This is a genomic window from Pseudaquabacterium rugosum (assembly GCF_038066575.1).
Lineage (GTDB): Bacteria > Pseudomonadota > Gammaproteobacteria > Burkholderiales > Burkholderiaceae_C > Pseudaquabacterium > Pseudaquabacterium rugosum.
Window position 1 is genome coordinate 1 of record NZ_JBBUTF010000003.1, and the last position, 12,776, is coordinate 12,776.

Here is a 12,776-nt window from a genome sequence, read left to right on the forward strand (position 1 = left end):
TTGTTGCCGCAGCGCCGCCAACGTCACGCGCTCTTCGGGCTGCATCTGCTGGAATCGTCTCGTCATCTCCACACCTTACCGGATGGCGAGGTGTTGCATTTCGGACTTGAGACCGCCCGCGCAATGAATGTGGACAGGAACATTAAAGGCGGTGCCGGCGCATACCTTCTCGATCAATATGTGATTCGACCCGAAGCAGGAGTCAATATGGCCGCGAATTGATTCATTCGAAAGTGGCCCACAGTCTCGTATGCTTCTTTGGTACTTGATCACCCCATTGAATGCATCGTCTGGCTTGACTTCGCAGCCGGTAATAAGAACAAGAACATAGCAGGTCGCGCATTCAAACTGATAGTCCGCTTTTAGCTGTGCTAGCTTGCGTGCGTCGTCCTCTACCGCTCTTCGAAAGTGGGCTCTCTGAGCGTCTTTTACTAGATCGAAGGAATGGAGAGATTTGAGTTCGATAAGGAGGCTTGGCGACAAGTCAGCATTTAGCACAGCAAGATCCACTCTCTTCTTCCACTCCCGCGCGGCAACTGCGCCACATCTGCCTATTGATTCCTGAATTTGCCAAGCCAAGCGGTCTCGGAATGGGTGCTCTAATTTTGAAGTAAGGGCGAGATACGCAAGTTGACCGTCCTGCGGAGTGCCCAAAATTTTATCGCGAAGGGCTGAGATTAGACACTCTTCCATTTCCGTACTTAATACAGGCTTCACGAATTGTGAAGCGGCTTTCAGCGAGGGCTTAACGTTGCTCAGTCGCCCGCGGAGACGCGGGGCCGGAAGCGGCCGGCGGAAAATGGCCGCAGGCCACCGCCTGGCGCGAATGGCGCCTCACCGCAGCGGGTCGGCTGCAGCAGGGGTTAGGCCTCACGGCGGCGCACGAAGAGATGAACATTCGGCGAGCCATCTCCGACAGGGACCGACTTCACCTCTAGATACGACTGTGCTTTGACAAGCTCACCGAGCTTCTGGAATCCGTAATTGCGCGGATCGAAAGACGGGCTGGCCTTCATCACCAACGATCCAACGGCAGACAGGGCAGCCCAGCCATCCTCCCGACCCGCGGCCGCGACAGCTTGAAAGAGCGCAGGCTGCAGCGGCTCTGCGGGTGAAGGCAGCGCGGGCGCGGGTGCGTCCTTGGGCTGTGGCCGAAGAATCTCGGTGTATATGAACTTATCGCAAGCTGCGACGAACGGCTTTGGTGTCTTCTTCTCTCCGAACCCGTACACAGAAAGGCCGGCTTCGCGGATGCGAGTTGCCAAGCGGGTGAAATCACTATCTGAAGACACGAGGCAGAAGCCATCAACGCTGCCGCCATGAAGAAGATCCATCGCATCGATGATCAGCGCCGAATCAGTGGCGTTCTTGCCCACCGTGAATCGGAACTGCTGAACTGGCTGGATTGCGAGGTTGTGGAGCGTGTCCTTCCAGCCGGACAGATTGGTCGTTGTCCAATCACCGTATGCACGCTTGACGGTCGCTGTCCCGTACCGGGCCACCTCGACCAAGAGTTCTGAAGCAACTGCAGCTTGAGCGTTGTCCGCGTCAATCAGGACCGCAAGCTTGTCGGATGTTGGTGATGCCATGGTTGAGTGGCTTGAGGCCTAACGAATGAAAGGGCCATCCCCTCGCACCGCCCCCGATGCGCAGGATTCTGTCGATAGCCGGTGCGCCCGACCAGCGCGCACCATGGAATGGCAGAAGTTCAACCCGCGGCCGGACGCCGCAAGGAGATGACCATGACGGTGGTGTTTCTCGGAATCGATCTGGCCAAGATTGGCTTCGTGCTGCCTGGCGCGGATGCCGACGGCAAGCCATGCCTTTTTCGACCGCAAGTCCGGCGCGATCAGCTCACCGATTTGATCGCCGGGCAACAGTCAGGGGAGATATTCATCCCTCGATTACGGGAACACCCTTGCAGAGCGCTGAGCGGAGGCTTTCATCTCCTGCAATAACGCATCAAACTCCACTTTCAACACACCATCCATCTTGGCCTGAATGTAGCTGACCATGTTCGCTTCACTATTGGCAATGGCGCGGTGGATCCGCTTACCCTCCGGCGATTGCACAAACTTCTCGGCCTCAACCAAGTCCTCGTCGGAAAGGATATCCAGGAGGCCCTCCGCGTAGATGCGACTGGCCTCTTTAGGATCCCATGCCTTGGTAGCCTTCAAAAAAATCTGCTCGCTCTTGAATTCCATTGCTTTCAGATAGTCATCTGGCAGCCCCATGTTCTTCAAGCTCAAAAAAAGATCCGATGTTTGGCCTTTTATCGAAGCCAAGTGGGCGGCTTGTATATCAGTCAGGTACTGCTCGAATCCGAGTGCACGCGCAATGCGCTCAACACGTACGGTCCTGGCATCCTGAGCCAAGGCTGGGGCGGATGCGAGAAAGATGGCAAAGAGAGCTACGAGCAGTTTATTCATTGGCATGAGCGATGTTGAAATCTGAATATTTATAACGAATGAAGATTTACGTGCCTGCAAATAAATATACACCCATGGATACAAATTATCCACCGAGGGAGACGGGGAAAATCACTATTCTTCGAGTCTGCCTGACCGATGTGTGCAGAACCCTTCCCGCCCCATCCAGCTCAATTTTTACGCGTCGCCCCGTGCTGTAGAGCACGGATTCATCAGTCCAGTAGTCGCATTGCAACAGCGTCGGGCTTTCACGGCGACACTCAGGATCAATTGAGCCGCTCTGCGTCAGCTGACTCAATGGCTTTCCCAGGAAAGCTGTGCGAGCAAGCTCCTCGCTGCGTCGCGCAGTTGTTGGTTTTTCTGAGGGCAAATGATAGATACTCATTTGGCCCGCCAAAGTGGATGAATCAGGCTCACAACTGCACGTCACGGGCGAGGTGATGACCAATGGCGCAGCAATAACCGGCGCGATGAGCCAACGCTTCTTCATTTGGCAGCCCGGCGAGTTGACTGCAGACTTCCGCTGCAGAGCATTGCCGCCGCATCACACGGCCCAAGCACCCAGCCGCAGCCCTTTTTCGCAACCTGCATCCTTCCCTTTCAGCCAGATCTCCGTCCAGCATCCCCCCAGCCGCAAACCCGGCCCTGGCCGCGTGCATTCTGGTCTAGGCCCCCGCCCTTGCCAAGCCGCCCGACCAACGGTCCAGCCTCACCCCACCCGCTGCCCCAGCGCCCATTCCAGGTGCTCCGCCAGCATCGGATCGCCCTCCCCGTCCCGCGCCTCCCGCAAGACCTGCGCGTGCCGCACGTCCCCCAGCGCCGCCCACGCGTTGCCCATCGCCACGATCAGGTTGCGCCGCCAGCGGCGCCAGCCGATGCGGCGGATGGCGCTGCCCTCGGTGCGGCGCAGGAAGGTGGGCTCGTCCCAGGTCCACAGGGTCAGCAGGTCGGGGCTGGCCAGTTCGGGGCGGGCGGCGAAGTCGGGCAGCGGGCTGGTGCGGGCGTACTTGTTCCAGGGGCAGGCCAGCTGGCAGTCGTCGCAGCCGTAGATGCGGTTGCCGATGGCGCGGCGCAGGGACTCGGGGATGGGGCCGTCCTGCTCGATGGTCAGGTAGCTGATGCAGCGGCGGGCGTCCACGCGGTAGGGGGCGACGATGGCCGCGGTCGGGCAGGCGTCGATGCAGGCGCTGCAGCTGCCGCAGTGGGCGCCGGCGGGCTCGGGCGCGCCGCGCAGGGGCAGCGGCAGGTCGATGAAGATCTCGCCCAGGAAGAACATCGAGCCGGCGTCGCGCTGCAGCGTCAGCGTGTGCTTGCCGCGCCAGCCCAGGCCGGCGCGGGTGGCCAGTTCCACCTCCAGCACCGGGGCCGAGTCGGTGAACACGCGGTGGCCGTAGGGGCCGATCTCGGCGGCGATGCGGTCGGCCAGGCGCTGCAGGCGCTGGCGCAGCACCTTGTGGTAATCCCGGCCACGGGCGTAGTGCGACAGCACGGCCTGATCCGGGGCGGCGCGCAGGGTCTGCCAGCTGCGGGCACGCCAGTCGGCGGGGGTGTCGGCGGGCAGGTAGTCCATGCGGGCGCTGATCACGCGCACGGTGCCGGGGTGCAGCTCGGCCGGTCGGGCGCGCTTCAGGCCGTGGGCGGCCATGTAGTGCATCTGGCCATGGAAGCCGGCCTCCAGCCAGGCCAGCAGTCCGGCTTCGGCCGTTGTCAGATCGATGCCCGTGATGCCGATCTGGGAAAATCCCTGATCCGCGGCCCAGCCCGGCAAGGCATCGGCCAGGCGTTCGAGGGTCGCCGCGTCCACCGCAGGCGCGGCCACCGGGTCGGTCAGGTCGCAGCCCGTGCGTGTTCGATCCATCCCCGAGATTCTAGGAAAGCCCATGTCCGTGTCGCCCCTGCCGCGAGACGCCCACGCCAGCGCCCAAGCCGCCTGGCACTGGCCCGACGAGAGCGCCTGCGCGCAGTGGTGCGCGGCGCTGGCCGCGGCGCTGCAGGCGCTGGCGCCGGCCTGCGATGCGTTCCTGACGCTCGAAGGCCCGCTGGGCGCGGGCAAGACCACGCTGGTGCGCCATCTGCTGCGCGCACTCGGTGTGCAGGGCCGCATCAAGAGCCCGACCTACACGGTGATGGAACCGCACGCGCTGCCGACGGGTCAGGCCGTCTCGCACTTCGATTTCTACCGTTTCAACGATCCGCGGGAATGGCTGGACGCCGGCTTCCGCGAGGTCTTCGAGCAGCCGGGGCTGAAGCTGGCCGAATGGCCGCAGCAGGCCGCCGGCGTGCTGCCGCCGGAGGATCTGGCGCTGACGCTGGAGATCGCCGACGACGGCAGCCGGCAGCTGTCGGCGCAGGCCGGCACCGCCCGCGGTGCGGGCTTGCTGGCGGCGCTGAAGGCGGCGCAGCCGGCGGGATCGGCGGGATCGGCCGAAGCAGCGGGATCGGCCGAGCCGGACGGTCCGGCGGCAGGCCCGGGTGCCGCCCCGCAGGTGCCCGGGCCCCGTGCCTGACGCCCCGTTGCGCCCCGCCCGTCTCTTCGCAACGCCTGTCGATCCGTCTGCCGAACTGCCTGTCGATCTGCCTGCCAACCCGCCTGCCGACCCACCTGATGTGAGCCGCGTGCCCCCTGTGCCCTTCCGCTCCCCTCCGTCCTGTCCCGCGACGCCGCGCCGTCGCGTGCTGAGCCTGGCCTCGCTGGCCGCCGCCGGTGCGGCGCTGCCCGGTGCCGTGCTGGCGGCCGTGCAGGCCGCGGGCGCGCGCATCGTCGGCGTGCGCCTGTGGCCGGCCAAGGACTACACCCGGCTGACGCTGGAATCCGACGCGCCGCTGCAGGCCCGCCACTTCCTGACGATCGACGGCCCGACCCGGCTGGTGATCGATCTGCAGGGCCAGCAGGCCGGCGCCGCGCTGCGCGCGCTGGTCGAGCAGCTGCGCCCGGACGACCCCTACATCGCCGCCGTGCGCATCGGCCAGTACGAGCGCGACGTGGTGCGCCTGGTGCTGGACCTCAAGCAGCCGGTGCGGCCGCAGCAGTTCGCGCTGGAGCCGGTGGCCGCCTACCGCCACCGCCTGGTGTTCGATCTGCGGCCCGAGCGCGAGGTCGACCCGCTGCTGAGCCTGCTGCAGGACCACGAACGCAGCGCCCGCGCCGCCGGCCAGGCGGTGGACGATGCCTTGGGCGATCTGCTGGGCCGGCTCGATGCGCCGGGCGGCGGGCCGCGACAGGCCACCGTGGCGCCGCCGGCCGCCCCTCAAGTCGCCCCTCAAGTCGCCCCTCAGGCCGGCCCGGCAGCCGCACCCGCGGCCGACACCCCGCGCCCGCCACGCCGCACCGACCCCGCACTGCAACAGCGCGCCGACCGCCTGGTCGTCGTCGCCCTCGACCCCGGCCACGGCGGCGAGGACCCCGGCGCCATCGGCCCCACCGGCCTGCGCGAGAAGGACGTCGTGCTGCAGATCGGCCTGCGCCTGCGCGAGCGGCTGAACAGCGTGCCCGGCCTGCGCGCGATGCTCACGCGCGACGGCGACTACTTCGTGCCGCTGCACGAGCGGGTGCGCAAGGCCCAGCGGGTGCAGGCGGACCTGTTCGTCTCCATCCACGCCGATGCCTTCATGACGCCGCAGGCGCGTGGGGCCTCGGTCTTCGCGCTGTCGGAGCGGGGCGCCAGCAGCGCGGCCGCGCGCTGGATCGCGGCCAAGGAGAACGCGTCGGACGCCGTCGGCGGTCTGGATCTGGCCGGCAGCGCGATCAAGGACGCGCAGGTGCTGCGCGCGCTGCTCGACATGAGCACCGCCGCCCAGATCAAGGACAGCCTGCGCGTGGGCCGCGAGGTGCTGGCCAACCTGGGGCGCATCGGCAATCTGCACAAGCGCGAGGTCGAGCAGGCGGGCTTCGCCGTGCTCAAGGCGCCCGACATCCCCAGCATCCTGGTCGAGACGGCCTTCATCTCGAACCCGCAGGAAGAGGCTCGGCTGCGCGACGAGGACTACCAGCAGCACCTGGTGGAGGCGCTGCACGGCGGCATCCGCCGCTGGCTGGCGCGCAACCCGCCGCTGGCGCGCCGCCGCACGGTCTGAGCGCCCGCGGCGCCCGGGCCGCCGGACTCAGGCCGGCTTGGGCTCGTTGCGCGCCTTCCACGCGCCCCAGGCGGCGATGGCCGCCGGCACCAGGATCAGCGCCCAGATGATCTTGCTGAGGTTGGCCTGCACCCAGGGCGTGTTGCCGAACAGGTAGCCGGCCGTCACCAGCCCGACCACCCACAGCAGGCCGCCGGCGATGTTGTAGGCGCTGAAGCGGGCCCGGTCCATCTCGGCCACGCCGGCGACGAAGGGCACGAAGGTGCGCACGAACGGCATGAAGCGCGCCAGCACCAGCGTGATGCCGCCGTGGCGCTCGTAGAAGGCGTGGGCCTGCTCGAAGGCGCGGCGGTTGAACCAGCGGCTGTCCGGCCAGGCGAAGACCTTGGGCCCGACGACGCGCCCGATGCTGTAGTTGAGCTGGTCGCCGGCCACCGCCGCGATCACCAGCAGCGCCATCACCAGCGGGTAGTTCATCAGCCCCGCGCCCGCCAGCGCGCCGGTGATGAACAGCAGCGAGTCGCCCGGCAGGAAGGGCATGACGACCAGCCCCGTCTCGACGAAGACGATCAGGAACAGCAGCGCATACACCCATGCGCCATAGGTCTCGACGAAGACGCGCAGGTGGCGGTCGACGTGGAGGATGAAATCGATGAGGGTGGGCAGCAGCTCCATGGCGGCGGATTATCGCGATGCAGCATGACCGGATAATCGCGCCCGATGGACGATCTGCCGCTGCCCCCCCGAGATGAAGCCCGCCCGGATGGCGAGCCGGCCGCCGCGGGCCGCCGCGCGATCCGCGAGCTGCCCGACGAGCTGGTCAGCCAGATCGCGGCCGGCGAGGTGGTCGAACGGCCGGCCTCGGTCGTGCGCGAGCTGGTCGACAACGCGCTGGACGCCGGCGCCGGGCAGATCACCGTGCGCCTGCTGGCCGGCGGCGTGCGCTCCATCCTGGTCGAGGACGACGGCTGCGGCATCCCGCCCGAGGAGCTGCCGCTGGCGCTGCGCCGCCACGCCACCAGCAAGATCCGCGACCTGCACGAGCTGGAATCGGTGGCCACCATGGGCTTCCGTGGCGAGGCACTGGCGGCCATCGCCTCGGTCTCCGATCTGAGCATCGCCAGCCGCTGCGAGGGCGCGGCCCACGGCCACCGGCTGGACGCGCGCACCGGCGAGTTGAGCCCCAGCGCCCGCGCCCGCGGCACCAGCATCGAGGTGCGCGAGCTGTTCTTCAGCACGCCGGCCCGCCGCAAGTTCCTCAAGAGCGACGCCACCGAGCTGGCCCACTGCGTCGAGAGCGTGCGCCGCCACGCGCTGGTGCGCCCGGACGTGGGCTTCGCCATCTGGCACGAGGGCCGGCTGGCCGCGCAGTGGAAGCGCGCGAGCCCGCAGCAGCGCATCGCCGACGTGCTGGGCGAGGACTTCATCGAGGGCAGCCGGCCGCTGGCCGCCGAGGCCGGGCCGCTGCGCCTGGTCGGCCGCGTCGGCCTGCCGGATCTGGCGCGGGCCCGCGGCGACCAGCAGTACGTCTACGTCAACGGCCGCTACGTGCGGGACCGCCAGGTGGCGCACGGCGCACGCAGCGCCTACGACGACGTGCTGCACGGCAACCGCCAGCCGGCCTACGTGCTGATGATCGAGATCGACCCGCTGCGGGTGGACGTCAACGTGCACCCGACCAAGATCGAGGTGCGCTTCCGCGACGGGCGCGAGGTGCACCAGGCGGTGCGACGCGCGGTGATCGCGGCGCTGGCCGTCTCGCGCGCGCCGGTGCTGCCGGAAGCGGAGACGGGGACGGGGACAGCGGTCGGCGGCGAAGACGGGCCCGCCGACCGGGCGCAGCCCTCGGACGTGGCGATGGGGCGCGACGCGACGGCGGGCGCGCCCGCCGTGACGGCGCCGCCGCAGGCCGACCCCACACGGACGCGACCCCACTCGCCCGAGCCCTCGGGCGCCGCCGGCGGATACGCGGGCGCTGCCCGCACGCCGCTGCCGCTGTCCACCCGCGCGCAGCGACCGCTGTCGCTCGACGAGCTGGGCCAGCTCTACGCCCCCGTGCCCGACCCCTGGGCGTTGACGGCGGGCGAGCGGTCCGTCGCGGTCGAAGCGGCAGACCTGGCGGTCGAACCCGGGCGCAACGGGCCGCTGGCTGAGGCGGCTCAGACCGCGCGGCCGCCCAGCGCCGAGGTCGCGGCGGCCGTCACACCCACCCACACGGTCGTCCCCGTCGAACGGGACGACGACAGCGCCGCCCTGCCCGCCACCGACGACGACGCGGCCCAATGGCCGCTGGGCCGCGCCCTCGCCCAGCTCGCGGGCGTCTACATCCTGGCGCAGAACCGGCAGGGGCTGATCATCGTGGACATGCACGCCGCCCACGAGCGCATCGTCTACGAGCGGCTGAAGGCGGCCTGGGACCGCGCCGAGCTGCCGGCCCAGCCGCTGCTGATCCCGGTCACCTTCGGCGCCTCGCCGACCGAGGTCGCCGCGGCCGAGGCCCATGCCGACACGCTGCAGCGCCTGGGTCTGGACGTGGCGCCGCTGTCGCCCGGCGTGCTGGCCGTGCGCGCCCGCCCGGCCGCCCTGCCCGAGGCCGACGTGGTGCAGCTGGCCCGCGCGGTGCTGGCCGATCTGGCCGAGCACGAGGCCAGCCACGTCGTGCAGCGCGCCCGCGACGAGCTGCTGGCCACCATGGCCTGCCACGGCGCGGTGCGCGCCAGCCGCCAGCTCAGCGTGCCCGAGATGAACGCCCTGCTGCGCGACATGGAGCGCACCGAGCGCGCCGACCAGTGCAACCACGGCCGCCCGACCTGGCGCCAGCTGACGATGAAGGACCTCGACGCGCTGTTCCTGCGCGGGCGCTGAGGCGCACGGCCCGCGCGCCGCCCGTGGTCCAATCACGTCCCGGCCGCCCCCCGCGGGCCGCCACCGTCCCTGAACCCCCTGATTCCGCGCCCGCTGCCGCGACGGCGCCTGCCCACCGTGTCCGACTCCGCCGCTCCCGCACCCGCCGAAGGCCTGCGCGTTTCCAAGCTGATGAACGAGCGCGGCATGGCCTCGCGCCGTGAGGCCGATGAATGGATCGACGCCGGCTGGGTGCGCGTCGACGGCCAGGTCGCCGTGCTCGGCCAGCGCGCCCGGCCCGATGCCGTCATCGAGATCGATCCGGCCGCGCGCCAGCAGCAGGCCCAGCGCGTCACCGTGCTGATCCACAAGCCGATGGGCTACGTCTCCGGCCAGGCCGAGGACGGCTACGAGCCGGCCAGCGTGCTGGTCACGCCCGACCACCGCTGGGCCGAGGACCGCCTGCCGCTGAAGTGGAACCGCGCCCACCTGCGCAACCTGGCCGTCTCCGGCCGGCTCGACATCGACTCCACCGGCCTGCTGGTGCTGACCCAGGACGGCCGCATCGCGCGCCACCTGATCGGCGAGAACAGCACCGTCGAGAAGGAATACCTGGTGCGCGTGCAGCACCGCCGCCCGGGCCCGCTGCCGCCCGAGCAGCTGGACCTGCTGCGCCACGGCCTGAGCCTGGACGGCGTCTGGCTGCGCCCGGCCAAGGTCAGCTGGGCCAACGAGGACCAGCTGCGCTTCGTGCTGAAGGAAGGCCGCAAGCGCCAGATCCGCCGCATGTGCGATCTGGTCGGGCTCGACGTGCTGGGCTTGAAGCGCGTGCGCATCGGCAGCGTGGTGCTGGGCAAGCTGCCGCCCGGCCAGTGGCGCTACCTGCGCCCCGAGGAGCGCTTCTGACCATGAGCGGCGGGCCCTGGCGCACGCTGGTCATCGCCGGACCGACGGCCAGCGGCAAGAGCGCGCTGGCGCTGGCCGCCGCCGCGCGCTGGCCGGTGGAGATCATCAGCGTCGACTCGGCGCTGGTCTACCGCGGCATGGACATCGGCACCGCCAAGCCCACGCCGGCCGAGCAGGCGATCGCCCCGCACCACCTGATCGACGTCGTCGAGCCGACCCAGGCCTGCTCGGCGGCCTGGTTCTGCCAGCAGGCCCGCGCGCTGATCCCGCAGATCCACGCCCGCGGCCGGCACGCGCTGCTGGTCGGCGGCACCATGCTCTACGTGAAGGCGCTGCGCGACGGGCTCGACGCGCTGCCGGCGGCCGACCCGGCCGTGCGCGCCGCGCTCGACGCCCGCGCCGCGGTCGAGGGATGGCCGGCGCTGCATGCCGAGCTGGCGCGGGTCGACCCGGTCACCGCCGCCCGGCTGCCGCCGCACGACGCCCAGCGCATCCAGCGCGCGCTCGAGGTCTGGCAGCTCAGCGGTGAGCCGATCTCGGCCTTCCACGGCCGCGCCGGCGAGGGCACGCTGCCCGGCCTGGACCTGCCGATGGTCTCGCTGGAGCCGCAGGAACGCGCCTGGCTGCACCAGCGGGTGGCCGAGCGCTTCGACCAGATGCTGGCCGCCGGCTTCGTCGACGAGGTGCGCGCGCTGCGTGCGCGGGGGGATCTCGACCCCGGCCTGCCGTCGATGCGCTGCGTCGGCTACCGCCAGGCCTGGGAGCTGCTGGACGCCGCCCGCGACGGCACGCTCGACGCCGGTGCGCTGGCCCTGCTGCGCGAACGCGGCATCGCCGCCACCCGCCAGCTGGCCAAGCGCCAGCTGACCTGGCTGCGCGGCATGGACCGCGAGGTGCTGCGCTGCGACGCGCCCGATCTGGCCGGCCGCGCCGGACCGCTGCTGGAGCGCCACCTGGGGCCGTGAGCCCCCCACGACCGACCGACGGACACACACCGCGCATGCCTGACGCACCCGCACTGCTGGACATCGAGGGCCTGGGCCGGCGCTACGGCGAGCAGGCCGTCTTCCGAGACGTGACGCTGCGGCTGGCACCGGGTGAGTTCGTCGCCCTGCTGGGCGAATCCGGCGTCGGCAAGAGCACGCTGCTGAACTGCATCGCCGGCCTGGACGAGCCCGACGCCGGCCGCATCCGCATCGCCGGCCAGGATCTGGCGGTGCTCGACGAGCCGGCCCGCGCCGCGCTGCGCCGCCAGCACCTGGGCTTCGTCTTCCAGGCCTTCCACGTGCTGCCGCAGCTCAGCGTGCAGGAGAACGTCGAGCTGCCGCTGCGCCTGCTGGGCCGCGGCACCGAGGCCGCCGACGCCGCACGCCGGATGCTGCAGGCCGTCGGCCTGGAGGCGCTGGCCGGGCGCGAGCCGGCGCGGCTGTCCGGCGGCCAGCTGCAGCGCGTGGCGCTGGCCCGTGCGCTGGTGCACCGCCCGGCCCTGCTGCTGGCCGACGAGCCCACCGGCAACCTCGACCCCGAGACCGCCGCGCGCATGCTGGATCTGATGCAGGACCAGGTGCGCGCCCACGGCACCGCCTGCCTGCTGGTCACCCACGCCCAGGCCGCGGCCGAACGGGCCGACCGTGTGCTGCGGCTGCGGCTCGACGGCATCCATCCGGCTTGACCAGGATCAAGTGCGCGATGCCCGCTCATCCGTGACGTGATGCACACGAACAGCAACCCGTTACATTTGCCGGCTTATGGCGTCGACGACCCTTTTCGAGAACTCCGGCCACCGCTGCTTGATGTTCAGCGACCTCTGCGACGATGGCGGCGAGGCGGTGCAGGCCAACCAGTTCCTGATCGTCGACGGCGAAGCCGGCGCGATCATCGATCCCGGCGGCAACCTGGCCTACAACGACCTGTACATGGCGCTGGTGCGGCACTGCCCGGCGCGGCAGCTGTCGGCCATCATCGCCTCGCACGCGGATCCGGACATCATCGCCTCGCTCGACCGCTGGACCACGGCCACCAGCGCGCCGATCTACATCTCGACGGTGTGGGAGCGCTTCATCCCGCACTTCTGCAAGCCCGGCAAGACCGGCGGTCGCATCATCGGCATCCCGGACGAGGGCATGCGCATCCGCATCGGCCGCAGCGAGCTGATCGCGCTGCCCGCGCACTTCCTGCACGCGGAGGGCAACTTCCAGTTCTACGACCCGATCTCGCGCATCCTGTTCTCGGGCGATCTGGGGGTCTCGATCGTCAGCGGCCGCGAGGCGGCGCAGCCGGTGCGCTCGCTGGCCCACCAGCTGCCGTTCATGGAGCGCTTCCACCGCCGCTACATGGTGTCGAACAAGGTGCTGCGGCTGTGGGCCGACATGGTCAGCACGCTGCAGATCGACATGATCGTGCCGCAGCACGGTGCACCGCTGGTCGGACCGGCGATCGGCGAGTTCATCGAGTGGGTGCGCCACCTGCCCTGCGGCATCGACCTGATGGGGCCCGAGCAGTACCGCCTGCCGCCCTGAGCCC

Annotated in this window: 12 protein-coding genes; 8 read left to right on the forward strand and 4 right to left on the reverse strand. The window is 69.6% G+C overall.

Annotation, left to right across the window (positions count from 1 at the left end):
• Nucleotides 1-222: hypothetical protein (locus tag AACH11_RS02605; RefSeq protein WP_341372650.1), on the forward strand; the 222-nt coding region annotated here is incomplete at its 5' end.
• A 641-nt stretch (nucleotides 223-863) separates the two neighbouring features.
• On the opposite strand, the gene AACH11_RS02610 is transcribed toward AACH11_RS02605, so the two are convergent.
• The 3 genes from AACH11_RS02610 to queG all read right to left on the reverse strand — a co-directional run bounded on the left by AACH11_RS02610 (nucleotide 864) and on the right by queG (nucleotide 4,287).
• Entirely contained in the window at nucleotides 864-1,589 is a 726-nt protein-coding gene (locus AACH11_RS02610; RefSeq protein ID WP_341372651.1) for an NYN domain-containing protein, read from the reverse strand.
• Nucleotides 1,590-1,904: 315 nt separating this feature from the next.
• On the reverse strand, nucleotides 1,905-2,429 hold the full coding sequence (locus AACH11_RS02615; RefSeq protein ID WP_341372652.1) for a DUF2059 domain-containing protein: 525 nt from the start codon (nucleotides 2,427-2,429) through the stop codon (nucleotides 1,905-1,907).
• A 709-nt stretch (nucleotides 2,430-3,138) separates the two neighbouring features.
• Nucleotides 3,139-4,287 carry a tRNA epoxyqueuosine(34) reductase QueG gene (gene queG, locus AACH11_RS02620; protein WP_341372653.1) on the reverse strand — a complete coding sequence of 383 codons (1,149 nt, stop codon included), beginning with the start codon at nucleotides 4,285-4,287 and terminating at the stop codon, nucleotides 3,139-3,141.
• Between the two features lie 22 nt (nucleotides 4,288-4,309).
• Here queG and tsaE point away from each other — a divergent pair, with 22 nt between their 5' ends.
• The gene (gene tsaE / locus AACH11_RS02625; protein ID WP_423228680.1) at nucleotides 4,310-4,936 is read left to right on the forward strand and encodes a tRNA (adenosine(37)-N6)-threonylcarbamoyltransferase complex ATPase subunit type 1 TsaE; all 627 of its coding nucleotides are present in this window, start codon (nucleotides 4,310-4,312) and stop codon (nucleotides 4,934-4,936) included.
• Between the two features lie 109 nt (nucleotides 4,937-5,045).
• The gene (locus AACH11_RS02630) at nucleotides 5,046-6,503 is read left to right on the forward strand and encodes an N-acetylmuramoyl-L-alanine amidase (RefSeq protein ID WP_423228681.1); all 1,458 of its coding nucleotides are present in this window, start codon (nucleotides 5,046-5,048) and stop codon (nucleotides 6,501-6,503) included.
• Between the two features lie 27 nt (nucleotides 6,504-6,530).
• On the opposite strand, the gene AACH11_RS02635 is transcribed toward AACH11_RS02630, so the two are convergent.
• Nucleotides 6,531-7,178: a DedA family protein gene (locus AACH11_RS02635; RefSeq protein ID WP_341372654.1), complete on the reverse strand. Its 648-nt coding sequence runs from the start codon at nucleotides 7,176-7,178 to the stop codon at nucleotides 6,531-6,533.
• 45 nt (nucleotides 7,179-7,223) lie between these two features.
• Here AACH11_RS02635 and mutL point away from each other — a divergent pair, with 45 nt between their 5' ends.
• From mutL to AACH11_RS02660, 5 genes are all read left to right on the forward strand, one after another.
• Nucleotides 7,224-9,368 (forward strand): DNA mismatch repair endonuclease MutL, encoded by a 2,145-nt coding sequence (gene mutL / locus AACH11_RS02640; protein ID WP_341372655.1) that lies wholly within the window; start codon nucleotides 7,224-7,226, stop codon nucleotides 9,366-9,368.
• A 117-nt stretch (nucleotides 9,369-9,485) separates the two neighbouring features.
• On the forward strand, nucleotides 9,486-10,253 hold the full coding sequence (locus AACH11_RS02645) for a pseudouridine synthase (protein WP_341372656.1): 768 nt from the start codon (nucleotides 9,486-9,488) through the stop codon (nucleotides 10,251-10,253).
• Between the two features lie 2 nt (nucleotides 10,254-10,255).
• The gene (gene miaA, locus AACH11_RS02650) at nucleotides 10,256-11,218 is read left to right on the forward strand and encodes a tRNA (adenosine(37)-N6)-dimethylallyltransferase MiaA (RefSeq protein ID WP_341372657.1); all 963 of its coding nucleotides are present in this window, start codon (nucleotides 10,256-10,258) and stop codon (nucleotides 11,216-11,218) included.
• Nucleotides 11,219-11,253: 35 nt separating this feature from the next.
• Entirely contained in the window at nucleotides 11,254-11,925 is a 672-nt protein-coding gene (locus AACH11_RS02655; RefSeq protein WP_341372658.1) for an ABC transporter ATP-binding protein, read from the forward strand.
• 121 nt (nucleotides 11,926-12,046) lie between these two features.
• Nucleotides 12,047-12,772 carry an oxygen-binding di-iron domain-containing protein gene (locus AACH11_RS02660; RefSeq protein WP_341372659.1) on the forward strand — a complete coding sequence of 242 codons (726 nt, stop codon included), beginning with the start codon at nucleotides 12,047-12,049 and terminating at the stop codon, nucleotides 12,770-12,772.
• Nucleotides 12,773-12,776 lie beyond the last annotated feature (4 nt).